The sequence below is a fragment of the Methanosarcina sp. genome, from assembly GCF_049706645.1.
Classification (GTDB): Archaea; Halobacteriota; Methanosarcinia; order Methanosarcinales; family Methanosarcinaceae; genus Methanosarcina.
Genome location: NZ_JBNAKP010000007.1, coordinates 102,950 through 127,632, shown reverse-complemented (window position 1 = coordinate 127,632; position 24,683 = coordinate 102,950). Strand labels below are relative to the sequence as shown.

Below are 24,683 nucleotides of genomic sequence, written 5' to 3'. Positions count from 1 at the left end.
AATGTAATCAAAATTTGGTATCAAGATAATGCATGGTTCGACAGAACCCTTTAACAAGTATAAAATCCAGGGAACTGCCTTGGCCTTTACATTATCTTCCCCTTTACCAGTCTGGCAATCCTGAAAACGTTAGAAGTTTAATATAACTTTTTATGTAATTACGTAAATGTCTTTGCTTTCTATAAACCAAATACCTTCTGCCGCCTTTATAGTATATTTATCTTACAGTTCTAAATTATTGACTTTTAGTAATGATTTCTCCACTTATGAGATTATTTCCGTTTGATTGAAGCTTGACTGCTCCAGCCGCGCATTTTCGCGGGAGTAAAAACAATCTGAAGTTGCAATTCAGGTCTACCTGAATTGATATTAACATTTTAACTACCGAATAAGGAAGTTTGCCTTTGAATCTTATGTCAGGTTTATGTCGATTAGCCTGATTTCTGGCATGAAAGATGTTAAGTTCCTTATTCGGCTAAAGTCTGTTTTCTGTAGTTTCCCGTGGAAATGAGTTAAGTACTAATATAGAAAGTCTTATAGGGTAAAAATTAGAGACTGATCGAACCATGGCCAGGGAAATAAGGATACTCCATACTGCTGACACGCATCTGGGATACAGGCAGTACCACAGCGAGGCCCGGAGAACGGATTTTTTTGCGGCTTTCGAGCTTGTTGTAAACGATGCGGTTGAGATGCAGGTTGATGCCGTAGTGCATGCGGGAGACCTTTTCGATTCGAGGAACCCGACCCTTGAAGACCTCCTTGAGACAATGAATCTCCTGTCAAGGCTCAAGGTGGCTGACATACCTTTTTTTGGAATTGTCGGGAACCATGAGAGCAAGCAAAATACCCAGTGGCTCGACCTTTTTGAGGAAATGGGGCTTGCGGCAAGGCTCGGGAAAAAGCCGCTTATGGTAGGCAATGTAGCCGTTTACGGGATCGACAGTGTCCCGAAATCAAAAATTCCCATATTCGATTATTCTGGATTTGAGGCGCCGGACTCTACTCTTTCCACCTCTTTAATCCCTTCTACCTCTTCCATCCCTTCCGCCATTTCTACTCCTTCCACCTCTTCTACTTCTTCCACCTCTTTCGTCCCTTCTACCTCTTCTACTTCTTCCACCTCTCCCAGCCCATCCGCCTCTTCCAGCCCTTCCACCTCCTCCATCCCTTCCGCCATTTCTACCCCTTTTACTCCTCCTTCCCCTGAGGAAAACTGCTGGAAACTGCTTGTAATGCACCAGATCATGAATCCTTTCCCGTATGCGGAATGGGATTGTGATGAGGTGCTTGAAAACCTTCCTTTCAGGGTTGATGCGGTTCTTCTCGGCGATTACCATGAACATGCAATAACCAAAAATAAGACAGGTGAGACCTGGATCACTTACCCTGGCAGTACGGAACGGAATAGTGTGTCTGAGAAGGAAGCCCGTTCTTACAATATAGTCACGTTTTCCGAAACTGGTGTTGAGATTAGCAAGCGCACGATTCCGACCCGGAAATTCCTTTCCATTCCAGTAGAGTTGACCGGGGAAGATAAGCCCTATGAACAGATCTATTCCAAAGTAAACGAGCATCTTGAAGAAATCCCGGAATCCGTGGTATTTCTGGAAGTTACCGGGGATTTGGGGGCAGTGCTGTCCTTCAGCGAGCTTGAGGGATACCTGCTTAAGAAAGGAGCTCTCGTGGCAAAGGTTACAGGCCTGAGGATAAAAGAGTCCCTCCCTGAGGAGGTTTTAGAAGTAACCTTTTCCGATCCTGACCATGCCGTTGCAGACGAAATCAAGAGAATGAGCTTAAACGACGGCGGGCTGATTATTGACGAAATTGTCCGGAGCCCGAATATCTCGAGGTCAAGGGTGGATGAGGAAACCGAAGGCCGGCTCTCCAAGCTTATTGAGGCTAAAGTTACGGACTTCAAAAGCCCTGATTTCAGGATAGAGATTCCTTCCAGCCCTTCCACCGCATCTGGATTTCCGGAACTTGAAATTACCGAACTCTCCGGAATTCTGAGGACTTCAGACGGAAATCCGAACATCGAAAAAAAGACTACCAAAAAAAGTATTGAGGCTTCAGCCGCGAGCCTCGATAGTTCCGGATTGGCATCCGGATCGAACTCTGAACATACATCTAATTCTGGGTCTATAGAGCTGCTTGATTCGGGATCAGCAGAGCTGTCTAATGGATCTATAAAGTCGCAGCAGTCGGGTTTCCCGCAGGAAACTTCCGAAATCCAGGGAGAAAATCCCGGAACAGGAATTGAATTCTTGAAAGACAAAGATAACGAGCCTGAAATTAAATCTGAGATCCAGCCTGAAATTAAATCTGAAATTAAGCCTGAGATTCAGCCTGAAATTAGACCTGAAATTAAGCCTGAAATTAAGCCTGTAAGTGGACTTCCTGATAGTGAGCCTGAGAAGGAGATTCGAAAGCTGTCCGAACCCGGGGCTAAAGGCAAGCCTGAAAAGGAAACGCCAGGCAAATCCGGGAAGCTGCCGGAAGAAAAACCTGCCAGGGCTACGGAGTTAGGGAAACCGGGGAAGGCAGGGCAGAAAAAAGGAAAAGGAAAGCCTGCCGTTCCTCGACAGTATAACCTTGGTGATTACCTGTGAAGCTCAAAAACCTGTATATCGAAAACATCCGGAGTTATAAAAAACTGGACTTTACATTTGAAGACGGAGTTACAGTCATTTCCGGGGTGAACGGGAGCGGGAAATCCAGCCTGCTTGAGGCCTGTTTCATGGGGCTTTTCGGGAGCAAAATTCTTTCAAAGGATTTTGTGCTTGCGGATATAGTCTTCAAAGGGGCTGAAAATGCGAAAATAAGCCTGGGTTTTGAGCATCTGGGGCAGGATTATCTTATCGAACAGGCTTTCAGGTATTCCCTTAAAAGTGAGAACGCTTCAAATTCAAAATGCGTGCTCTATGCCGATGGCGAAAGTATTGTCGATCAGGCTACAAGGACTTACGAAGCGGTCTGTTCCCTTCTGAATATGGATGAGGAGGCATACAGGAACTGCGCTTATATTCGGCAGGGGGAAATTGATGTACTCATTAATGCAAAGCCAAAAGATAGGCAGCGCATGATCGACGATCTTCTGCAGCTTGGAAAGCTTGAAGAGTACAGGGAAAGGGCGGGCAGCGCAAAAACGGCTGTCAGAAGGCTTCAAAGGGACACCAGCAACAGTCTTTCGGGCGTAAAAGACGAAATCGAGGCAATCGAAAATACGGAACCGCATGTCGTACTGAACGGGCTCAGGCAGAAGATAAAGGAAAGCGATGCTGCCTTAAAAAAATATAATGAAAGCAAAGAAGCTGCAGTTGCTCAGAAAGAAAAGTTCGACCTGATAATTGCAGAACATAGGGAAAGGCTCCAGGAAATCTATACCCTGAGACAGGCCCTGCTCAAATCCCAGGAAAACAAAGCCGGCTGCATCCGGGAAAGAGAAACCCTCTCAGGAGAAGCCCATGAGCAAAGGCAGGTACTGCTCGGATTGGGAGAAGAAAGCAATTCCATTCGGCAAGAATGCGGCTTTGGAAACCTTGACATTGAGACTCTGAGCTTGCGGCAGGAAAAAGAAGAGTTTCTTGCCAGGGAAAAGGTAAATGGGATTTCAAAAGAACTTGCTCTCCTCCTCAGGGAAGAAGAAGTCCATACTCAGGCCTTACGCGACCTCGAAACAGAAAAGGCTGAGACTGAATGCACTTTTATGCAGTGCAGGGCGGATATAGGGGCTACAAACGGGGAAATCGAAGGAAACAGGAAAAGCATACTGAGAATCGAGGAAGAAAATAAAAGGCTTAAAGAAGCTGCAGGCTTCGCAGAGACTTACGAGATTCCTTTATTTATAAAGGAACTGGAAGAAAAAGAAAGCCTTCAGCGTGAGCGGAAGAACGAAGCTGCAACAAAGCTTGCCCTTGCCTTCAAAGAAAAAGAAACAGGAGACATAAACCTTCTCACGCTTGATAAAGAACTTCAAAACTACAGGGTTGCGGTTCGGAAAGGCAAAACCGAAATTGAAATTCTTGAGGAGGAACTCCGGGAAAATGAGAAGGCAGCTCTGGGAGTCCAGGAGCAAAAATCCGAAGCTTCCACAGGGTTAAAGGGGCTTGGGTTTACCGGGGAACAGCTTGAGGACCTGGAATATCTCAACGAGCTCCTGCTGGAAAATAAAAACCGGCTGCATGGACGGGAAAAAGAGCTTGAGACTACCCTCAGGGAGCTTGAAAAAGTTCTTTGTAAAAACCATCAATTGCTTGCCGAAGGAAAATGCCCTACCTGCGGGCAGGAACTTAAAGGCTCCGAGATTGCCTGCACAACCGGGGAATCCGAACAAAAGAAAGAAAAGCTTGCAGCAGAACTTCTCGATATAAAGCTCCAGCAGGCTGAGATTGAGAAAAAACTTAATCGGCTCAAGGACGCAAAAAAGCTGGAGAAACGGATTTCGGATTACGACCTGGAAACCGAAAAACTCAGGAATAAGGCGAAGGGCCTGCAAGAAAGGATAGCGATTCATAGAACCCGGACCGAGGAAGATTCCCTTAAACTCGAAGGTCTTAATAAGCAAAAGCAGGAACTTGAGGCTAAAATGGGCCAGCTCCTCCCCGATATAAAAGCCCTGCAGGGCTGGGAGGAGGCGGCCCAAAAAGCCCACAGTGAGAGTGAAAAAGCGCTTCGAGAGGCAAAAGCCTTTGAGAAAAAGCTTGCCGAAAACGCCTCGGAAATCGAGTCCCTGAATGGAAAAATAAGGACTTTCCTTGCACTGATCGAAAATTACGGGCAAAGGCTTGGAGAGCTCAATGAGAAATTGAGAGGGCTTGCCGAACGGGAGAATCTGGAAAAGGAAAAACTCAAAGCTCTGGGAATTGAGCTTGAGGCCCTGCGGAAAAAAGAAGATCTGGCAAAAAAAGCCCATGCAGGGAGTGAAAAGCTCCTCTTGCAGGCAAAAAAACTGAGGGCAAACCTGCTCCGCATGGATAACATAAAGCACAAAATTTCCGAGCTTGAGGCTTCCGTCAGGAACCTTACAGAAAAGGTCGGCTTCTTTGACCGGGAGATTCTTGAAAGAAACGAGCGGGTAAAGCAGCTCGAAGGAAAACTGCAGGGAAGCAGGTTTGAAGATCTCCAGCGTGAGCGTACCAGGCTTGAGGAGTATCAGGCAAACCTTTCTGAAAAAATCCGGCAAATAACGGCTGCAAAAGATTCATTTTTAAAAGAGGCCGGTATGGTCGAAAACAGCTTAAAACGCCGCAATGAGCTGAAAGACGAACTCAGAGCTCTTGAAAACAGGCAGCAGTATCTCGAAGCCGTATACAGCAATGCTGAAGAGCTTGAAAACATGTATATGCGTGTTCGGGCTGATATGCGGGCAAAAAATATAGGGGCCCTTTCTACCCTTTTGAATGAAATGTTCAGCTTCATGTACGCAAATAATGCCTACTCCCATATCGAACTCGACCCTGAATACAATCTTATGGTTTACAGAAAAGACGGCACTCCCCTTGAACCTAAACTCCTGAGCGGGGGAGAACGTGCCATTTTTAACCTTGTCCTGCGCTGTGCGATCTACAGGCTTCTTGCTCTCGGTTTTAGCGGAGATCGGGTAGACGGGCTTCCACCCATGATCCTTGATGAGCCCACCGTTTTTCTGGACCGCGGGCATATAGGGCAACTTTTGAAACTCATAGACCTGATGCGCAGCAACGGGGTGGGCCAGATTATCGTGGTCTCCCACGACGAATCCCTTATAGATTCGGCAGACCACGTCTTCCAGGTAGAAAAAGACCCCCTCACCAATATGTCGTCTATCGTAAAGCTCTAAATCTTATTCATTAAAGGCTTTAATACCGCCAACTTCAGGGGTTTAATGTTTTCGCTCAAGCACAACCGTTGCGCCGGTTGATCACGCCGGATAGGGCTTGGGGATTATAAGTATTTCTCAGCTATAGACATTCATTGTTTTCGCTCAAGCACAACCATTGCGCCGGTTGATCACGCCGCTTCCAGGGGTTTGCACTCAAATCTTTTTTTGAAAAAGTTTGCCAGACAGGGTTTACCAGTATACCAGATAATTAAATATCTCGTCAATTTCTTCTTTGTATTCTTCAAAAAAGCTGTAGTTCTTTACAAGATAGCCCTCGGCAGGAAGATCTTCAAGGTACCCGTACCAGTAGACAACCATGCCTTCCCCGAAAATATCGGCATATTCCCGAAATTGCTTCTTCGAATAGTGCTCATGTTCAAAGTCGTCCCCGAAAAGGGCTTTGCTTTCAATCCAGTTGATCATGAGGTTGTCTATACATATAGGATTTTCCAGGACAAAATCCGGGGTCTTACCGTCTCCCTTAGCCCGAATCTCTGCCTCGGTGCAATAAGGAATTTCCCTATCATCGAGCCATTTCTGGATGACTGCTTCTCCCATCTCACCTTTCTTACACTGCATCTCGTGGGCGTGAGGGGAAAAGAAGTGATCGGCCTGAAGGGCTTTTTTGACTTCTTTTCTAAGGCGGCGGTTTTCGATTAAATCCGAATTTTTGAAAAGCCAGTTTATACTTTTCTTGGAAATCTCGCAGTTTTTCATAATGAGTGATGCCATAAGGGTCGGAGGAAAGCCTGTATATTCCGCAAGATCAAGAATCGTACGTCCCTGCTTCCATTTTAAGAAAAGCTCATTCTCTCTGGAATAAATCTTCCTGTGTTTGAATCTCGTCTTTTTCACGATTTTCTGGTTGAGAATTGTTGCGAGCACGCCCACAGGCTTGGAATATTCCTCCGAAAGGCGGAAAACATCTTTGAAGTCATGCAGTGAACTGTATATTTTCTGATATGTCTGGCGGTCCATCCTTAATCATCATATCCCTTTTTTGTTTTCTTCCCGGGCATGCAAAATGAAATTTAAGCAGCATGAAAAACGAGAATTTTACGATATCAAAAGTCTTTCTCAGACGTACAATTGATTTCCTCATAATTCCTTCTATGCTCATGGTTTATAATTATAATCAATGCCCTAAAACCCGGAACACCTGGCTTCTTAAATGAGTCTGGAGGGTTCATTTCAGAAACCACGGAGTGAAGAAGACATTTTTCTTCACGGGTTAAAACCCTTAATCCTTAACTTCTGCCTGATACCGGGTTATTTTTTCGAGCTAAGAGTTATTAACTACGCAAACCTTTTCAAAAACGGCTTGATCGCAAGCCTTTTCAAAAAAGGCTTGAGCGAAAACCCCTGGCAACGGCGTGATCAACCGGCGCAACGGTTGCGGCCCAACGGTTGCGTTCAACTCCAGAACTCTTCATCGTGAGTGTCAGGAAGGTCTATTTCCATCACTTCGTCAAGTTTCTTGCGCTTTTCCCTGTTCTCAGGGGGCTTTTTTGCTTTTTCTTCTTTCCCTGACAGGTAAGAGTTATCTTTTTTATCGGTGTCAAAGGCTGCAAAGATTGTCGTATGCTTATCTCTTGAAATGACCTTCTCCGGAGTTCTTGGCTTTTCCTGGATTTTTGGCTGGGTTTTTGCACATATAACCGGATTCTGTTCAGCCTGCTCTTTTTTCAGTCTGGATTCCAGCCGTATGGAGGCTTTTTCAGCATCATTGGCCGTGTACCTTTCTCTCAGCCTTTCATCATGGTTTCTCTCAGGCTTCGGGTCGGGATTCTTAACAGCTTCTCTATCAGGTTTAGGGTCAGGATTTCTTACAGTTGTTTCCTGGAAACCCTGGCTCAGAGTAAAGCTCGCCTCTTTCCTTTCAACAGGTCTTTTTGGAGGGTTTTCTGCGAGCCTGGTGGGTGTCCAGTCTCCTTTTTCAGAGACATTTTTTCTTTTAGAAATGGGCTGCCTGCCTAATTTGCGGAAAGTGTCCTCAGCATATGTATCCTTGTTGCGGTCAGCTTTTCCTGATTTAATTTTACTTGTTGTGCTGTAGCCTATGAGGCAGGTGGGCTCTCTCGTTCTCCACTCAAGGCAGAAGAGGTGGCATTCCCGCCCTTTACATGTCTGGCTTTCATCAAGTGGGCAGACTTCTGGAAGGGTCATACTACTAAAGACAGCAGAATATAAAAAATAGTTAACGGTAATAAAAATTAAAGTATTTTAGTCAGAGCCCTTTGAGGGCGTCTGCAATCAGGGGGGCAACACTCAGCCTGCTCTCGGCTCTTTCAAGGGTATCGGTTCCGATTATATCCTTTACGCCCGCATTGAAGAGCCTTAAAGCTGCGTTCCTTGCAAGTACGGGATGTACGCAGGCAATGTAAACGTCTGCTGCTCCCTGGTCTCGGAGCATCCTGATAGATTCGGCCATTGTCCCGCCTGTTGCGATCATATCATCTACAATGACAACGCGCCTGCCTGTTACATCGAGATTCTTTGTCTTGATTACAACCGTATCTCCGCTGAGTCTCGTTTTCTCCAGATGGTCATAATCGAAGCCCAGGCCTGAAGATACGTGCTTTACAAGTCCTTCGGCTCCGGAATCCGGAGCGATCAGAAGAGGGTCTTCCAGATCAAGCCCTGCAATATATTCCCCGACCAGTTTAGCTGCGTCAAGGTTGTCCGCAGGGCCGGAGAAATATTTAAGTACACTTTTTTCGTGGATATTTATTGTAAAAATTCGGTCAGCGCTGATGCAGCGGGCAACTGCACGGGCACTGATCGGCTCTCCTGGCTTGAACTTCTTGTCCTGTCTGGCATATCCCATGTAAGGAATCACGACATTAAGCTCTCTTGCCCCTTCACAGGCATCGATAAGCTGGAGCAGGGAAACAAGGTCCGAATCGGTAGGCGTGCTCTGGATAAGAGTCACACGCTCGTTTTCGGTCTCTTCTGCGACTCGGAGATAAAGTTCCCCGTCAGGGAAACGATTAAACTCGCAAAGCACAGGCTGTGTCCCTAAAGCCCGGGCAGTGCGGCTGGCAAGTAATTGTGATGCTGGTCCACCTATAATCTTCAAGATATATACCTCAGTCTGCCGTCTTGATATATCCCATCCTTTAAAAAGCTTATTTTTAATGCGCTTACCCTCAATTTTACCCTTTGAGCTTTTCGAGCACCCTGATATTTTGTATTGAAGTATTGGGATAATTCCCACTCTCGTCTTTTTCCGCCGATTTTACCATATCCCATATCGTCAGCAGCGCCGCCGAAACCCCTGTGAGGGCTTCCATCTCAACCCCTGTTTTCCCGACAGTCCTGACCTCTACCTCCGCTGAAATCATTTTTTCTTTGATTTCGAAACCCACGTCTATGGAAGTGATCGGGATCTGGTGGCACATTGGGATTATTTCAGGGGTTTTTTTAATTGCAAGTACGGCTGCAACCCGCGCAGTTGCAAGCACATTGCCTTTTTCCACATTCCCGGTTCTTATCTTCTCTATAGTCTCCCAGGAAAGTATGATCTCTCCTGCAGCCCGCGCCAATCTTGGAATCTCACGCTTTTCGCTGATGTCTACCATACGCGCTCTGTCTGACTCAATATGAGTAAATTGCTTTTCCACGAAATCACCGCGTTTTTCATACTTTATATTAACTTTACCCTGACTGGTTTCTAGCCTATATGGCTTTTGATTTCCTTTTTTTCTGTTTTTCGTACCTTTTCCTGGCCTTCCGGTATCCTTTCCCTGGCCTTCCAGTATCCTTTCCCTGGCCTTCCAGCGCTTTTATCTGGCTTTTTAGCTTGTTTTTCTCGGATCAGTCAATCCTGATCTGTTTTCTTTTTGAGTAATCTTCAATTGCTTTTTCCAGTTCCTGTGCAAGCTCTCTCGCTTCTTCCAGGTTGAGTTTTATGACCTGTTCGTCTTCCCCGTGAAAAATAGTAACTCTTATCCTGTTTCTTTCGATTTCCAGCTCGATTTTCCTGTCAATTTCCTGAACCATGCAATTTGCCTCCCCATCTTACGTACATTAAAATGTTCGATTAATTTGCAATATAACAATATTAACTGCAGCTAATTACAGCTTTTAACTAATCTTAGCGTTTGAGTAAATTCAGCATTGAGTATACTGCAGCGTTGATTAAAGCGCAGTGCTGGATTAAATCACAGCATTGGACCGAACCTCAGCGCTGAGTTAATTCTAGCATTAAATAACTTGCAGTATTAATTATCACAATATTAGATTTCCAGTGCTGACTGGAAGCTTTAGAGTTTAATTTTTTATCTCTTTTACCCTATATCGGCTTCTTTAATTATTTCAGGAATCTTTTCTATAACGTCCGTTGCAAGCAGCCCGTTGCCCGCCTTCTCAAAAGCCAGATCTCCGGCTGTTCCGTTAATATACGCAGCACAGGCTGCCGCAAGGAATGCGGGATTTCTTGAAAAAAGCGATCCTGTAAGTCCTGCAAGGACGTCTCCCGTGCCTCCTACTGTCATGCCTGCATTTCCTGTCCTGTTCAGCAGGGTCTGTTTTCCATCCGAGATAATATCGATTTTTCCTTTAAGAAGCGTTACAACCCCTTTTTCCTCCGAAAATTCCCTGACGGCTTTAATACGGGACTCATGGTTTTCTGGGGTTTCCGTATCCCTCAGGCGGGCAAACTCTCCTGCATGCGGTGTTACTATCAGTTCACAGTTGCCTGCAAGGCTCTCAAAGATAGCGCCTGATAGGGCTGAGAGAGCATCGGCATCAAGGACGGCTTTCCTGCAAAAAGGAAGGATTTTCCGGACGGTTTCCAGAGTTTCTGCCGCTCTTCCCAATCCCATTCCCATCACTACCACATCATGCGAATTTATAAGGTCCACAAGTATGGAAAGATCCTCCGGGCAGAGAATGTTCGAAGAGAGTTTTCGGACGATCAGGTTCGGAGAATAAGATGCCACGATTTCGGCTACATCTACAGGGACTGCCAGGGTCACAAGGTCTGCCCCTGCCCTGAGGGCTGCAAGAGCTGCAAGGGCCGGGGCTCCCGAGTACGGGCCGCCTCCTATAACAAGGATTTTTCCTGAATCTCCTTTGTGTCCCAGTGACTTCCGCCTGTATAGCATCATCAGGTCTCCGGGGCCGACATATTGTTCGGCGTCGGCAAAGATTCCTATCTCGGCAACCTTTATCATGCCGGTGTATTCTTTTGCCTTCTCGCTCAAAAGTCCGATTTTCATACGGTGAAAAGTGACTGTAAGCCCTGCATGTACAGCCTTTTCAAAGCTTTCACCGTCAGGATCGAGTCCTGAAGGAATATCAACCGAAATTACGGTTTTTCCGGCATTTCCTTCCCGGTTTATAAGGTCGATAACCGTGGACTCGGGTTCTTTTATCTTCCCTTTTATTCCGGTTCCGAATATGGCGTCTACGAGCAGGTCAGCTTCTGAAAACCAGTCCGAAGCCGCAGCTTCAAGCTGGCTTGAGTCCGGAATTTCGAGCATCTCCACGCGGCTGAACTTCAGCAGGGAAAAGTTGTGGCAAGCTTCTTTCGTTCCTATATCCCTGGCTTTTCCCAGCAGGATTACCTTTACCGTATATCCTGAAGAACCTGCAAGATGCCTGGCGGCAACAAAAGCGTCTCCTCCGTTGTTTCCCCGGCCTGCGATAAAAAGTACCCTGCCGCTTTCAAGTTTTTCCCGTATGTTCTGCGCGATAGCGGCCCCTGCATTTTCCATTAACTGGACAGGTAGAAGCCCAAGGCATTCACAATTTCTGTCTATTGCCTTCATCCTCAAAGAACTGATGCTCTTCATAATAATTACCTGCCGGCCTATTTTATCTGGTCTCTGTTACCCGTTTAATCTTTCAAATGCTTTTGCAAGCCTGAACTCTCTGGCTTATAGACTGTCATAGAAATTATTATATATCTCTAGGGTAATTGAGGTAATTTATTTATTATATTTTTACACCGAGGAAAACCTATTTGATGCTATTAACTATATACGTTACATTCCGATATAACATAATATACCGGCATTACTGAATTTTTCGTAAAAACGATATTAATTCCTTAAGAGCACGATTCATAAAGTATAATCCCGTATGAGAATTTCTCATAGAGATGGGTCGTAGGTATAATCCCGTAAGAGTATTAATTAGCAGGAAAAACATTTTAAATCGTTAAAAAATGGTCTAAATCATTAAGAAACAGTCTAAATCATCAAGATACGGTTTAAAAAACTACATTAGCCTTGCAGTTAATTTACTGCAGTAAAACGTGAACAGGCAGGATTCTGATCAAATGTTTGCTTTCCTTTGCACGTGTCTGGACTTATATAAAACAGGGAGGACTATTTTTGGCTAATTTTTCAAAAGATGCGGATAGCAATATTAAAAGTACAGTCAAACCCAGATACCTTGTTCTGGGCAGTGGAAGTGTCGGTTTTGCGCTTGCAAAAGAGCTCAGGGAAAGCAATAAGCTCGTAATTATTGTAGATAAAGACGAAGCTAAGGTTGAGACTCTCAGGGAGGAAGGCTTTGAAGCGATTGTAGGCGATATCGCCGATCCTGAGCTTGTCGATAAGATTGACCTTAAAAACGTTGTTGTTATACTTTTCCTGACTTCCAATAACGAGGCGAACAGAAAGGGCATTGAGAATTTCAAAAGGGCAATTAACCCTGATGTTCAGCTCTTTTCCAGGGCCTCAGACATTATCAATAAGGAAAAAATGGAAGATCTTGGGGCAGATTATGTTTTTATGCCTTCCAAGCTTGTTGCAAGCTCTCTCTCCCGTTCCCTTGAGAGAGCCGAGTCGGTTCACAGGGGCAACAGGCTTGCCCGGTGGCTGAAAGGAATAAGGGATAAAAGACTTGCTATTGTTATTCACGATAACCCTGATCCCGATGCGATTTCGAGCGGGCTTGCCCTGAAAGAGATTGCTAAGAGCCTAGGGGTCGAAGCAAACATCCTCTACCACGGCAGGATCGGGCATCAGGAAAATAAAGCCTTTGTAAATCTGCTCGGGATTGACCTGGGCAAGATGGAAGAGCACGACCTTAAAGGCTTCGATGAAATTGCCCTGATAGACTGCTCGATTCCCGGCGTTAACAACATGGTTCCCCCTAACTCTTATGTGGGCATTGTAATTGACCATCACCCACCCGGAGAAACCGAGATAAAGGCTGAGTACATAGACATCCGGCCTAATTTCGGGGCAACGGCTACTATAATGACAAAGTACCTGCAGCAACTCAATATCAATATCTCAAAAACCCTGGCAACGGCCCTGCTCTATGGGATTCGGACTGACACCCAGGATTTCAAGCGGAAGACTGATCCTGCAGACCTCTCAGCTGCTTCATACCTTTATCCCCTGTCGAACCACGGGATCCTGGATCAGCTTGAGCAGCCTTCAATGGCCATCGAAACCCTTGAAGTGCTCGGAGAAGCCATCAGGAACCGGCAGGTGCTGGGAAGTTATCTTCTCTCAAATGTCGGGAACATAAGGGATAGGGATACGCTCCCCCAAGCTGCGGATTATCTCTTGAGTCTTGAAGGAATCTCTACAACCGTGGTTTTTGGGGTCACTGAAGACCGCATCTATATCTCCGGGCGCAGCAACGATATCAGGATTAATCTCGGTGAAATTATGCGCCAGGCTTTCGGCGAAGACGCAGGCGGGCATGCAAACGCAGCGGGAGCCCAGATTCCCCTTGGGGTTTTCAGCGCTACAAAAGACCGGCAGACACTACTGAGGCTGGTTAATGAAGCCGTGGTCAAAAGGTTCCTGAGCGCAGTCGGAGTTGAAAGTGCGGGAGAATGAAATTTCCGGGATTCTCTGCGGTAGCCCCGTGGCTGGAATCGTTCTCTCAAAAGAGTGAACTTATTCCCTCAAAATCTTGAGTAAATTCTTTTAAAGAAATCAAGAAATGATACGAAAAAGAGAAAATATAGAAAAAAATGAGAGAAAAGTAGAGAGAAGAAAGAGGAAAAAGATTTTTTTTCTTCCTCTACTCAGTCTTTTAATATTCTAATTCTCCTAAGAGTTCTAATTTCTTTGAGTCTTCTAATTTTTCGAAGGCTTCTAATTTCTTTAAACCTTCCAATTTTCTGAAATTTCTAACTTTTAAAGCTCTTAGTTTTTTTGAATCTTCTAATATCCGGTTTTCATTTTTAAAGTCCGGTTCCGAAAATGCTCAGCTCGCTTCCGGAATTTTCACCTCTACCCGGCTCCCGTTCAGGATATCACTTTCCGTTACCTTGACTCCTGAGATTATAACATTTTCTCCTGCACTCAGGGAATAAGCCGATACAGCGTTGACCCCACCTGCCGAATTTTCGGTCGAGTAAGGTACGGTTATTTCAAATGAACCGTTTTCATCCGACATTGCTTCATTATTATATGTGAATTTTCGGCCTATGTTCGAGTTGAGCTCAAGGGTGGCATTAATGTTTTGTCCCGGGCTTGCAGTACCTGATAGCCTGGCTCCGGGGACAAATTCGAATACCTTTACGTCATTTTTCTTTTCATTCTTATCTTCAGGAAGAGTACTTTCATGGACAAGCCTCAGATTTCCGAGATTTGTTCCGTCAAGTTCATGAAGTTTATATATTTCGGTACTCATGAATTCCTTTTTAGCAGTTGCAACGGTCTCAAGGCCATTTTTCCCATTTACGGTTTCTATTTTGAGGTAATTCCCGATATCCTTGCCTGCAAGCTCAACAATAGCCCCAAACTTGCCACCTGCCATCTGATCGTCGGTTATTACATATTTTACTTTGAGCTTTTCCATGACGGCCTTTGCTTCCTCCTCGGAATCGGTTGTGAAGAAAAGTGCAGAATCCTGTATGCCGGTCTGGAAGTTGTTTGAAACGACAGGCCTTTTTGCCAGGTAAATGATCCAGTTTCCGTAGTCCCACCAGCTCAAAACCCCATATTCGGGAGTTTCGGAAGGTTCAAGGTGATAAGAAGTTTCAGGGCTCGAGGCTTCAAGCCACCTCAGAGACTCCTCCCATTCGGGATCAACCGAGCCTCCTTCTTTTGCAAAAGCAAATCCGGCCCATACACAGGGTACAAATATAAGCCCTATCAATACCACGGATGAGACAATTTTGAAGTAATCGGGTTCCAGCAGGCCCTTTTTCGAGCTTGATGGATTGTTTACTTTCGATTTTGATTTTGTTTTTGATTTTGTTTCCTTTTCCGCCTTAAGTACAGGCATTGTATTTTTCCCGGTCATCGGTCCGGTTTTTAACAGTTTTCTTATTTCAGCCTCAAAGTTAAACGACTCAAGAAGAACCCAGAGCAGATATGAGGTAAGGATTGCGACGTTTACTGCGAACAGATATGAAAAACGTCTCTGAGAGATCGCTAAATATGCGAAAAAGATTGACCACAAAAGGAAAAATATCCCTTCGGGCTTTGATTTTTCTCCTTTCCACTCAAGGCCTAGAAGGAAAAGTCCTCCCACAGCTGCAGGGAAGCAAAGCCCCAGGCTTCCCAGTACTGCCGAAAAGGTAAGTTTTCCCTGTGCGGTTAAAAACAACGGCACTGCTTCGGAAATCGTGCCTATGTATTCGCCTTTCCCGAGGAAGAACCTCATTCCCTCAATTACGAAAGCGTAGGATCCGGCGGAAAAAATCCTGAGGGACAGAAGCCCTGCTATGGAAACCAGTATTAAGATCGCTGGATAGTACTTCCAGTCCAGGCCTTTTTTCGAGATATATGAGGAAAAGCCCCAGAGGATTAAGGTTCCGGCCAGCAGGCTGAGCACATAGAATACCTGGAACCATGAGAGATACATTGCGCTCATTTCCAGGCCCTGGCGGACGGACCCGGCTGAGAGAGGGATAGTGAAAAGGAGTGTTGCAAGCAGAGTTGTAACAGTACAGATGAGTAGATAGTCGGAATTTTTTCCGGCCCTGAGGTCAAGTGCGGTCTGTATGAATGCATAAAGTACAATAAAACTCACAAAAACCGGAGCTCCTATCCATGTGAAAATCAGGAGTGCGAAGAAAAATCCGGATGCTACTGCGGAAGCTAGCGATTTTATAAGTTTCTTTTCAGAGGAGATGTTTCTAAGAGAAGTCAGGGAAAGAGATCCTTCGCCTGCCCATTTTAAGGCAAATATGAAGAATGCATAAGCTGAAGTTGAGAGGAGAGTCTCTGCTACGTGATGGTCAACTGCCCCAAACCGTGATATATATACATGTGCCGGAAGCACTGCAAAAATGAAGGCCCCAAGAAACGCGGTTTTTCTGTCAAATACCGAGGCGGCTGCAACATACAACGGAATTATTGTCAGAACCCCAAGAAGTACTGGCAGCAGGGCTCCTGCAAACTCGATGGTGTGCAAATCCGGCTGCCCTCCTCCCAGGATTTTTGCAAGCAGCCCGCCTAACAGGTCAAAAAGAGGCGGCCACCCGACTTCAAAACCGTAAGGATAATTGATGTAAGAATCGAAATTAAGGGGTTGGGGGAAATTGGAAGCTGTATATAAAATGCGCCGCATATGGTAGAAGTCATCATATCCATTGAAGGTTATGCTTCCGTTTGCAGTAACCGAGGCATATGACAGCATGCGCATGAGAAAAGCAACTATTAGAACTGCGGTCAGAGCAATAATACCGAATTTTAAATTATTAGCTGGCCGTTTTGCCACCGGGCATCCCATACCTTTATTCGTTGTAACCATCTCTTTTAATTTTTAGCTGTTTGCTTTATTGTACTTTTAAGTAAAGTAATCTTTGATAGTATTCGAATTAATATAATAACTTTAAGGTCTCTTAACCCGGATGAGAAGGTGAGAACTCCTGATTCGTAACCTCATCTGGCAAGTATTATATATACCTCTCTTAATGTTGGTATGAATTCTTCAATATACTTATAATCGTTGAGCTTAATGAATTGTTGAAACCGTAAAGAAGATCTGTTATTACTTATGGAAGGTCTGCGAGTACTGTAAGCGGCCGATGCTACCAATAGCCGATCTGGTATTACCAATAAAAAGCTATATGTTACTAATGAAAAGATTTGATACTATTAATGGAAATATCTAATCCCGCCAATAAAAAGATCTTATACTATCAAATAAAATGTTTGTTCTACTAATCAAATAAAATATTTGTTCTACTAATCAAATATTCTGTACTACTGATGAAAATATCTATGTGATCCGGTACCACTAATACGATCCGGTACTACTAATAAAATGTCCGATACTACTTAGAACTCCTGACTTATATCTGAATTCAAGCTTCAGTAGCCTCTTAAATCCGTTTAAACCCCCTGAAACAAGTGAGAAACCGATGAGAATAGCCATATTTCACGATTATTTCGGAGCCATTGGCGGCGGAGAAAAGCTGGTGCTTATGCTGGCAAAATACCTCAATGCCGATGTTATCACTACTGACTTAAACATGGAATCCGTAAAAAAGATGGGCTACTCCGATGTCCGTATAATCAGCCTGGGAAAAACCCCAAAAATACCTCCTCTGAAGCAGATCTCCGCATCTGTTCACTTTGCAGCCTGTAATTTTTCAGAGGAATACGATTTCTTTATATTTTCCGGCAACTGGGCTCATTTCGCGGCAAAGAAACATAAGCCCAACCTGTATTACTGCCATACTCCCACAAGAGCTTTCTATGACCTTTACGATACTTTTCTCCAGAGACAATCTCTTCTGGTTTCTATCTTCTTCCGGATATGGGTCCGACTTCACAGGCCGGTTTCCGAATATTATCTTTCTCACACAGGTAAAATCGTAACTAACTCCAAAAATACCTCAAAAAGAATCAAAAAGTATTTCCGCAGGGATGCTGAAGTTATCTATCCCCCTGTAGAAACTTCAAAATTCACCTATAAAGAGTATGGAGAATTCTGGCTCTCAGTAAACCGCCTCTATCCTGAAAAAAGAGTGGAAATTCAGATTGACGCATTTAAGAAAATGCCTGAGGAGAGGCTTGTTATTGTTGGCGGCTACTCAAAAGGAGATCATGCGAAAAGTTATGCGGAAAATATAGTTAATAATTTACCGCAAAATGTAAAAGTGCTGGGTGAAATTTCTGAAGCTGAATTGCTTGATACTTACTCCCGCTGTAAAGGCTTTATCTGCACTGCCATGGATGAAGATTTCGGGATGACACCTGTTGAAGCTATGGCAAGTGGAAAACCCGTAATAGCCGTAAACGAAGGAGGATTTAAAGAATCGGTAGTTGACGGGCGCACAGGCGTGCTTGTTGATGCTGACTGCCAGAGCATAATCGAAGCTGTAAAATCCATATCCTGCAGGTCAGAAACTTACAGGGATGCATGTTTCGATAGGGCTAAAGACTTTGACATTTCCATTTTTACTGAAAAAATAAAAAATGTGATTTATGATGATTCTCAAACATTTAAACGAGTTATATAATTATCGGGACTTGATCTGGAAATTGTCCTGGGGAGAGTTCAAGCTCCGGTATAAAAACTCCATACTTGGGTATTTCTGGTCCCTCCTTGAACCCCTTTTAATGCTGACAGTCCTGTACTTTGTATTCTCCAATCTCATGAGGGTGCAGGTAGAGCATTACCAGTTGTTTCTGCTAATGGGCATAATCTTATGGAACTTCCTGAGCAGATCCACAACTATCGGGATGTTTTCTATAGTGGGAAGGCCGGATATGATTAAAAAAATCTATTTCCCAAGAGACATTTTTGTTATTTCGTCCTGCGTCACAGCCCTGCTTATGAGCCTCTTCGAATCCATAGTATTTTTCATATTCATGGCTGTTTTCAGGGTTCCCATATCCTTTAATTTAGTGTATGCGCCTTTGATCCTGATTTTTCTTTTCACACTGGCTCTGGGCATTTCCATGGCGCTCTCAGCACTGAACGTTTACTACAGGGACGTCCAGTTTATCTGGGATGTGCTCATGCAGGCAGGTTTTTTTGCAACCCCGATCCTCTACAGTATGGATATCCTGCCTGAGACTTTGCAGAAAATCGTCCTTCTCAACCCCATGGCAAGGATAATAATTTCTGCACGGGATACTGTAATTTATTCTACACCGGCACGCCCTGAAGACCTCCTGTTCATGTTCGCCTCATCAGTGTTTTTCCTGGTAATAGGCTACGCTATCTTTTCAAGATTTGAACCCGGCTTTGCGGAGGAAATTTAATGCCTACGATTGAAGTTGAACACCTTCACAAAATCTTCAGGATACCCCACGAAAAAAGAAATACCATTTTTGAGTCCCTGGCAGGATCTTTGAGACCTCCGCAGTACGAAACTTTTCCGGCTTTAAACGACATCAATTTTACGGTAGAAGAAGGGGAAGCCATTGGGATCATCGGAGAAAACGGTAGTGGTAAAAGTACCCTGCTGAAAATCATAGCAAATATCCTGCGTCCTACCAGCGGGACCGTAAACGTGCATAAGAAAATCACTCCTTTCCTTGAGCTCGGGGTAGGTTTCCAGCCGAACTTTACGGCGTCTGAGAATGTAAAGACTTATGCAACCATTATGGGGATTTCAAAAAGGGAAATTGAAAGTAAGCTCGATGACGTGCTTGAGTTTGCAGGGCTTGAAAAGTTCAGGGATACTAAATTGAAGAATTTTTCTTCAGGCATGCAGGTAAGATTAGCCTTTTCAACGGCAATTCAGACTGACCCTGAGATTCTTTTGATGGACGAGGTGCTGGCTGTAGGCGACATGGAGTTCCAGCAGAAATGCCTTGATGTCCTTAACCAGTATCGAAAGGAGGGAGTGACAATAGTTTTCGTTTCCCATGATCTGGGGGCTGTAAGGAGATTCTGTGACAAGACTCTGCTGCTTCATAAGGGCGTGCAGGTAGCGCTCGGAAACACAGGAGATGTTATTGACAGATACGTATACGGTGGAAACGAGACTCCAGAGCAGGAAGTTTCTGAAACCGAGCTGGTTGAAGCCGATGGGGAACCAGAACCGAAAAATCGCTGGGGCGATAAGGAGGTAGAGATAACCAATGTCGAGTTCTATGATAAATTTGGCAATTCCGGCTCCCGATTTAATTCCTTTGATCCGGTAAAAATCAGGATTTTTTACCAGGCTCACAAAAAAGTCCTGGACCCTGTTTTCGGGATTGCTTTTTACTCGGAAAAAGGAGATAACCTGTTCGGAACCAATACCGAACTGAAAAACCTGACCATTGATTCGATTGAAGGAAACGGGTACCTTGACCTGGTAATTGATAGGCTTCCTATACTTACCGGGAGATTTTCACTAACGGTTGCGGTACACTCACACGATCATAAACCATATGACTGGCATGACAAACTCTACTCTTTTGATGTAATGCCGACCTCCAGAGATGCCGGACTTTTCGAAATTCCCTGTAGCTGGAAGCTGTAGTCTGAGGTGGGTCGAGATGGACACGTTTGAATCTGAGGATAAGGAAATTAAGGTCGAGGAAATAATGGAAAAAGTCCGAGAGAACATAAATAAACGCAAGCGTATGAGTACAGGTTGTAAGGGATCTGCGGGAAATCCTGTGGATTTTCCTGAAGAGTCCCTGGAAGAGTATACCCCTCAGAATGAGCTTGACTACTTGGCTTCAAACTGGAAAATGGATAACGATAGTTATTCTATCAGCTCGCATCGGCCGCTCGCAGGAGCAGTTCTGGTTAAGGGTAGAGAACTTGTCCATGGGGAAGTAAAAAGATATATCGGCCCTCTTGTCTGGAAACAAAACGAGTTCAACAGGACTGTAGCATCGGTTTTGAATAAACTCTTCACAAGGCTCAGGTCAGAGGTTAACAGGGAAGTAACCTGCAAAATTGAAGGCATGAAGCCTGAAATTCGTAGCGAGATAGATAGCGGAATTGAGAACTTTAAAGCTGAAGTGAATACGGAAATAAATAGTGAAATGAACAGCTTAAAGTTTGAAATCCATAAAGAAATAGATAATGGTGTCGCGAGCTTAAAACCTGAGGTTTATAAAGAAGCGGATAAGGTGCTCAACTCCTTCATTTCCTCTCTAAATACGGAAATCGAAAACAGGGTGTGGCTGCGCAGCGTACTGGATAAAAAGATTGAAGAATCCTATAAATTGCAAGAAATCAAGCTGTCCGAGCCCGAGGAATTGGGTATAAACTATTTTAAATTTGAAGAGAAATTCAGAGGCTCGTGCGAAGATATAAAGGGAAGACAGAGTAAATTTTTTAAATACTTTGAGGGGTGCTTAAATGTTCTCGATATCGGATGCGGAAGGGGAGAATTTTTAGAACTTTTAAAGGAAAGGGGTGTAAGTGCAAAAGGCGTGGACCTTGATGAAGATATGATAGAACAGTGCAGGTCCAGAGGGCTCTGCGTAGAGCTGAATGATGCAGTCTCGTACCTTGAACAGCTCCCGGATGAATCCCTTGACGGGATTTTTATTGACCAGGTAGTTGAGCATCTGAAACCCGAGTATTTGACAAAGCTATTAAGGCTGTGCTACCGAAAACTGAGTTTCGGGCACTATATTCTTGTTGAAACCGTAAACCCGCTTTCACTTTTCTCCTTTGCGAACTTTTACATTGATCTCACACATGTCAAGCCCGTACATCCTGAAACCCTGAAATTTTTGCTTGAATCGACAGGCTTCACCGAGCTTGAGACTTTCTTTATTTCCCCGGTTTCCGAGGATACAAGGCTTGAAAAATTTCCTGTATTCGAGGGAGTAAGTGATAGAGAAAAAGCCATAACGGAGATCTATAATCGTAATATCGATTTGCTGAACAGCAGGCTTTACGGAGCTCAGGATTATGCCGTAGTAGGAAAAAAGTGAGTCCGGAAAACATAACTCCAAAAAAATGAATCCAAAAAGGTAAATTAAGAAAGTAAATCCAGAAAAGTAATCCAGAAAAAGTAAATCCAAAAAATAATTCCGAAAAGTAATTCCGAAAAAGTAAACCGAAAAAAGTAAACCCGGAAAAAAGTAAACTTTGTGCCGTTCTCTCAGCACTTTCCTGATATCACCTGAAGTAATGATGCTTATGATACAGTATCCAGAAGTAAAATCTTATGATTTTATCGTAAGTTTGGGGTCTGCGTGTATTGTTGCAGACAAAATCCAGAAAAATAACTTAAGGCTATTTTCAGGCCCTGTTGACTGGATAGTAAGTAACCCGGATAGTACTGCTCAGTTTATAAAATCAAACTTTATGGATTTTCTTAATCTGGACAATTTGAAGATAAAGGCCATCCACGACAATAATACCACCTACCTGGTTCAGGATACAAAGTATGATTTACTGTTTGTTCACGATTTCCTGAAAGACATTCCTTTGAGCCACCAGTATTCCGATCTCAGGAAGAAATTCAGCCGACGAATCCTTAACTTTTACAGGTGGTGTTCCGAAGCTGAAAGCGCTCTTTTTGTTATGTATTTTCCGGAATCTGATAACTATTTACATCGGATCAAAGCGCTGGAGCTTATTTTAAAGGAGGCTTTTCCTCATCTGGATTTTGACCTGCTAATTGTTTTTTTATCGGATAAGAAAGAAGCCAGGATTTTGAAAGTCATGGATAATGCATACATAGCTTATGTATACCACAATGAAAGCAACTGGACTGATTCCGATCCTTTCTGGAGGCATATTTTACGGCATTTTTCGATTAATTTCTCTCCCGGAACAATCGAGCTTGCAAAGCTTGCATACCTTGAAAATAAGCGTCTGGACTTCAAAAACACGGATCAGTTTATCTATACCGGGCTGGCCCAGTATGAAAGCAATGGAAGGTGGGCTACGGGAAATAAGACACGGATTGGTGTAAAAGTTCGCCATACGGTTTCCAGCATGCTTGTGAAATGCAGCACTTATAAAAGCAAATACTCTTTTGTATATGTAAACGGGGAATACGCAGGAACGCTTGATTTCACGAAAAAGAATTACATTGAAAAAAAATTCGATCTATCTTCCATTCCCATGCCCGAAAACAAGTTAATCCTGGAATTCATCCATGATATGCCAGTTTCCCCATTGTATATAGGAGAATCCGAAGATTCAAGGAATCTGACAGTCTACTTCAATAGTATAAAATTTTCTTGAAGGCTTAAGCCCTGAACCCTGCATGGATTCTACTTTTTCTTGAGTTACTTTTCAGCCTTTGAGATCTTCCTTTGAGATCTCCTTACAAACACTCATAAGTTTGTTTGTGACTATATCCCAGGTATGGTTTTCCATTACCTTTTTTAGCCCGTTCTCACCAAACTCTAAAGCTGATTCTCTGTCTTTCAACAGCGTTTCAATTTTCTCCACGATTTCATCCTCATTCCCGCACAGGAATCCGTCTTTTCCGTCTTCTATAAGGTTCGAAACCGCTCCGCAGTAGAGATTTCCGATAACCGGCTTTTTTCGGGCCCATGCTTCACAAAATACCATTCCGAAACTTTCACTCTCAGACATCATTGCAAAAATTTCACAGGCATCATAGGCATTTACCAGATCCTCCTGCGAGACTTTCCCAAGATATGAAACAAATTCGGAATTGACAGGCTGTTTGTCATCATCAGGCCCTATCATAACAAGGTGAGCATTCTTGAAATCCGGATTTATCTTTTCCATAGCTTTAACCAGCAGGTCGTACCTTTTGCTCGGGTTTTTGCGAGAGACGGTTAATATTATCCTTTTGCCTTCAAGTCTATATTTAGTTCGAAAAGCTTCTCCGTTTATGTTTTCATGGAAAAAGTCTTCCCTGCTTATGCCGGGCCCGATAAATATGCTTTTAGCTCCGATTTTATCGTAAAAAGCCTGTTTTGAATAGCCGGAGTTTGCAAGCACCAGATCTCCCGTTTTTATGGTTCTGTAATAGTGTTTCCAGTGATAGAACTCATCATCTATATGCATCAAAGGCAGCAATAGTAGGGGAACATTATGTTTTTTAGCAATTAATGAAGCTTGAAGCGTGTTAAACGGGAGCATTTGCGAGATTACAATATCATATTTACCGACATTACCATCAAGCCATTTAAGCATCTCAGGCGACCTTGGACCTCTCATATAGTCAAAAAATTTCCCGTACCTGTCCGCTCTTTTCTCTGCGTTGCCTGTAAAATGCTCGATAAATAGTCCGCTTTTAATCAGGGCTTTTCTGTAGTCATTCTCTAAATCAACCTGCTTTTCTGCGCCGTCTGCAAGGTAACGAATTTGAGAAACCCCTATCCCGAGAGTCCTGAAATCTTTCAGGGGTTTCCAGCCCCGGTTCAGTTTTATACATATAAGAAGTTTTCCTGAGATTTCCGGAAGATCGAAACTTACCTGTTCCCAGTCCTTTGTTACGGGTAAAGGATGGCGTAATTCCCTGTTTGAAGAGAGAAAAAGGATCTCTCCTCCAATTTTCTTCTTATTCTGAATTGTCAGGCTTACTCTCGTAATCCGTCTGTCTTTAATTAAAATGATGGGATTCTTCTTTGTCCACCGCATTGAAAAGCTGCCATATCTTTCCAGTTGATTCCAGCCGGTCAATAATACCCCATTCTCCTCTTTCAGGTGTTTCTGACAGATCCCGGTTATTTTGCTCTCGGCCGTGCTTTCCTCTTCATCAAGTTCAGCCTGTATAAGTTTCTCTAAAATAAGCGAAATGTATCGGTTAGGATTTTTTACAGGAAATCTGATCACCCTGACGCCGTCAATTTCCTCGTTTTCAAGGGAATTATCCCAGAGTTCTCCCGATTTTATCAAGTGATTTATTCCCTGCGACCTGGTTGTACAGATGTCAACTTCGGCACCAAGCTTTCGGAGCCCTTCGGCTAATTCCCTCATATGGATTTCGGCTCCACCGTATACATCCTTCCCGTATCTGAATGTAACACCTAAGATTCTCATAGCAGTC

General features: G+C 43.9%; 16 protein-coding genes. 8 read left to right on the top strand and 8 right to left on the bottom strand.

Features of this window, described 5'->3' with window-relative positions; translation table 11 throughout:
- Window positions 1-566: 566 nt before the first annotated feature.
- Both ACPK8D_RS02800 and ACPK8D_RS02795 read left to right on the top strand, forming a co-directional pair.
- Window positions 567-2,612 carry a metallophosphoesterase gene (locus ACPK8D_RS02800; protein ID WP_424716320.1) on the top strand — a complete coding sequence of 682 codons (2,046 nt, stop codon included), beginning with the start codon at window positions 567-569 and terminating at the stop codon, window positions 2,610-2,612.
- Entirely contained in the window at window positions 2,609-5,821 is a 3,213-nt protein-coding gene (locus ACPK8D_RS02795; RefSeq protein WP_424716319.1) for a DNA double-strand break repair ATPase Rad50, read from the top strand. The genes ACPK8D_RS02800 and ACPK8D_RS02795 overlap by 4 nt, the downstream gene beginning before the upstream one ends.
- 231 nt (window positions 5,822-6,052) lie before the next feature.
- Here ACPK8D_RS02795 and ACPK8D_RS02790 read toward each other — a convergent pair whose 3' ends face one another.
- The 6 genes from ACPK8D_RS02790 to ACPK8D_RS02765 all read right to left on the bottom strand — a co-directional run bounded on the left by ACPK8D_RS02790 (window position 6,053) and on the right by ACPK8D_RS02765 (window position 11,661).
- Complete coding sequence (locus ACPK8D_RS02790) at window positions 6,053-6,841, bottom strand: C15orf41 family protein (RefSeq protein ID WP_424716318.1); 789 nt, start codon at window positions 6,839-6,841, stop codon at window positions 6,053-6,055.
- 435 nt (window positions 6,842-7,276) lie between these two features.
- Complete coding sequence (locus ACPK8D_RS02785) at window positions 7,277-8,029, bottom strand: hypothetical protein (RefSeq protein WP_424716317.1); 753 nt, start codon at window positions 8,027-8,029, stop codon at window positions 7,277-7,279.
- Window positions 8,030-8,090: 61 nt separating this feature from the next.
- Window positions 8,091-8,942 carry a ribose-phosphate diphosphokinase gene (locus tag ACPK8D_RS02780; protein WP_424716316.1) on the bottom strand — a complete coding sequence of 284 codons (852 nt, stop codon included), beginning with the start codon at window positions 8,940-8,942 and terminating at the stop codon, window positions 8,091-8,093.
- Between the two features lie 76 nt (window positions 8,943-9,018).
- A complete protein-coding gene (gene moaC, locus ACPK8D_RS02775; protein ID WP_424716315.1) occupies window positions 9,019-9,486 on the bottom strand; it encodes a cyclic pyranopterin monophosphate synthase MoaC in 468 nt (155 codons plus the stop codon).
- Between the two features lie 193 nt (window positions 9,487-9,679).
- Entirely contained in the window at window positions 9,680-9,865 is a 186-nt protein-coding gene (locus tag ACPK8D_RS02770; RefSeq protein WP_424716314.1) for a hypothetical protein, read from the bottom strand.
- 287 nt (window positions 9,866-10,152) lie between these two features.
- The gene (locus ACPK8D_RS02765; protein WP_424716313.1) at window positions 10,153-11,661 is read right to left on the bottom strand and encodes an NAD(P)H-hydrate dehydratase; all 1,509 of its coding nucleotides are present in this window, start codon (window positions 11,659-11,661) and stop codon (window positions 10,153-10,155) included.
- A 543-nt stretch (window positions 11,662-12,204) separates the two neighbouring features.
- Here ACPK8D_RS02765 and ACPK8D_RS02760 point away from each other — a divergent pair.
- Window positions 12,205-13,671 (top strand): DHH family phosphoesterase, encoded by a 1,467-nt coding sequence (locus tag ACPK8D_RS02760; protein ID WP_424716312.1) that lies wholly within the window; start codon window positions 12,205-12,207, stop codon window positions 13,669-13,671.
- A gap of 373 nt (window positions 13,672-14,044) precedes the next feature.
- Here the strand turns inward: ACPK8D_RS02760 and ACPK8D_RS02755 are convergent, their stop codons facing one another.
- Window positions 14,045-16,543, bottom strand: a complete 2,499-nt coding sequence (locus tag ACPK8D_RS02755) for an oligosaccharyl transferase, archaeosortase A system-associated (RefSeq protein WP_424716311.1) — start codon at window positions 16,541-16,543, stop codon at window positions 14,045-14,047.
- Between the two features lie 613 nt (window positions 16,544-17,156).
- Here ACPK8D_RS02755 and ACPK8D_RS02750 point away from each other — a divergent pair.
- The 5 genes from ACPK8D_RS02750 (at window position 17,157) to ACPK8D_RS02730 (ending at window position 22,900) form a co-directional block, all read left to right on the top strand.
- Entirely contained in the window at window positions 17,157-18,260 is a 1,104-nt protein-coding gene (locus ACPK8D_RS02750; RefSeq protein WP_424716310.1) for a glycosyltransferase, read from the top strand.
- Between the two features lie 22 nt (window positions 18,261-18,282).
- Window positions 18,283-19,008 (top strand): ABC transporter permease, encoded by a 726-nt coding sequence (locus ACPK8D_RS02745; RefSeq protein WP_424716309.1) that lies wholly within the window; start codon window positions 18,283-18,285, stop codon window positions 19,006-19,008.
- Complete coding sequence (locus ACPK8D_RS02740) at window positions 19,008-20,219, top strand: ABC transporter ATP-binding protein (protein ID WP_424716308.1); 1,212 nt, start codon at window positions 19,008-19,010, stop codon at window positions 20,217-20,219. Before ACPK8D_RS02745 ends, ACPK8D_RS02740 begins: the two co-directional genes overlap by 1 nt.
- A gap of 16 nt (window positions 20,220-20,235) precedes the next feature.
- Window positions 20,236-21,636 (top strand): class I SAM-dependent methyltransferase, encoded by a 1,401-nt coding sequence (locus tag ACPK8D_RS02735; RefSeq protein WP_424716307.1) that lies wholly within the window; start codon window positions 20,236-20,238, stop codon window positions 21,634-21,636.
- Between the two features lie 208 nt (window positions 21,637-21,844).
- On the top strand, window positions 21,845-22,900 hold the full coding sequence (locus tag ACPK8D_RS02730) for a DUF1796 family putative cysteine peptidase (RefSeq protein WP_424716306.1): 1,056 nt from the start codon (window positions 21,845-21,847) through the stop codon (window positions 22,898-22,900).
- Window positions 22,901-22,951: 51 nt separating this feature from the next.
- Here the strand turns inward: ACPK8D_RS02730 and ACPK8D_RS02725 are convergent, their stop codons facing one another.
- On the bottom strand, window positions 22,952-24,676 hold the full coding sequence (locus ACPK8D_RS02725) for a glycosyltransferase (protein ID WP_424716305.1): 1,725 nt from the start codon (window positions 24,674-24,676) through the stop codon (window positions 22,952-22,954).
- Between the last annotated feature and the right edge of the window lie 7 nt (window positions 24,677-24,683).

Excerpts from the sequence above, each read along its gene's own strand:
- ACPK8D_RS02800 (WP_424716320.1), top strand. The coding sequence starts at position 567 with ATGGCCAGGGAAATAAGGATACTCCATACTGCTGACACGCATCTGGGA.
- ACPK8D_RS02790 (WP_424716318.1), bottom strand. The coding sequence starts at position 6,841 with ATGGACCGCCAGACATATCAGAAAATATACAGTTCACTGCATGACTTC.
- ACPK8D_RS02785 (WP_424716317.1), bottom strand. The coding sequence starts at position 8,029 with ATGACCCTTCCAGAAGTCTGCCCACTTGATGAAAGCCAGACATGTAAA.
- ACPK8D_RS02770 (WP_424716314.1), bottom strand. The coding sequence starts at position 9,865 with ATGGTTCAGGAAATTGACAGGAAAATCGAGCTGGAAATCGAAAGAAAC.
- ACPK8D_RS02765 (WP_424716313.1), bottom strand. The coding sequence starts at position 11,661 with ATGAAGAGCATCAGTTCTTTGAGGATGAAGGCAATAGACAGAAATTGT.
- ACPK8D_RS02755 (WP_424716311.1), bottom strand. The coding sequence starts at position 16,543 with ATGGTTACAACGAATAAAGGTATGGGATGCCCGGTGGCAAAACGGCCA.
- ACPK8D_RS02750 (WP_424716310.1), top strand. The coding sequence starts at position 17,157 with ATGAGAATAGCCATATTTCACGATTATTTCGGAGCCATTGGCGGCGGA.
- ACPK8D_RS02740 (WP_424716308.1), top strand. The coding sequence starts at position 19,008 with ATGCCTACGATTGAAGTTGAACACCTTCACAAAATCTTCAGGATACCC.
- ACPK8D_RS02735 (WP_424716307.1), top strand. The coding sequence starts at position 20,236 with ATGGACACGTTTGAATCTGAGGATAAGGAAATTAAGGTCGAGGAAATA.
- ACPK8D_RS02730 (WP_424716306.1), top strand. The coding sequence starts at position 21,845 with ATGATACAGTATCCAGAAGTAAAATCTTATGATTTTATCGTAAGTTTG.
- ACPK8D_RS02725 (WP_424716305.1), bottom strand. The coding sequence starts at position 24,676 with ATGAGAATCTTAGGTGTTACATTCAGATACGGGAAGGATGTATACGGT.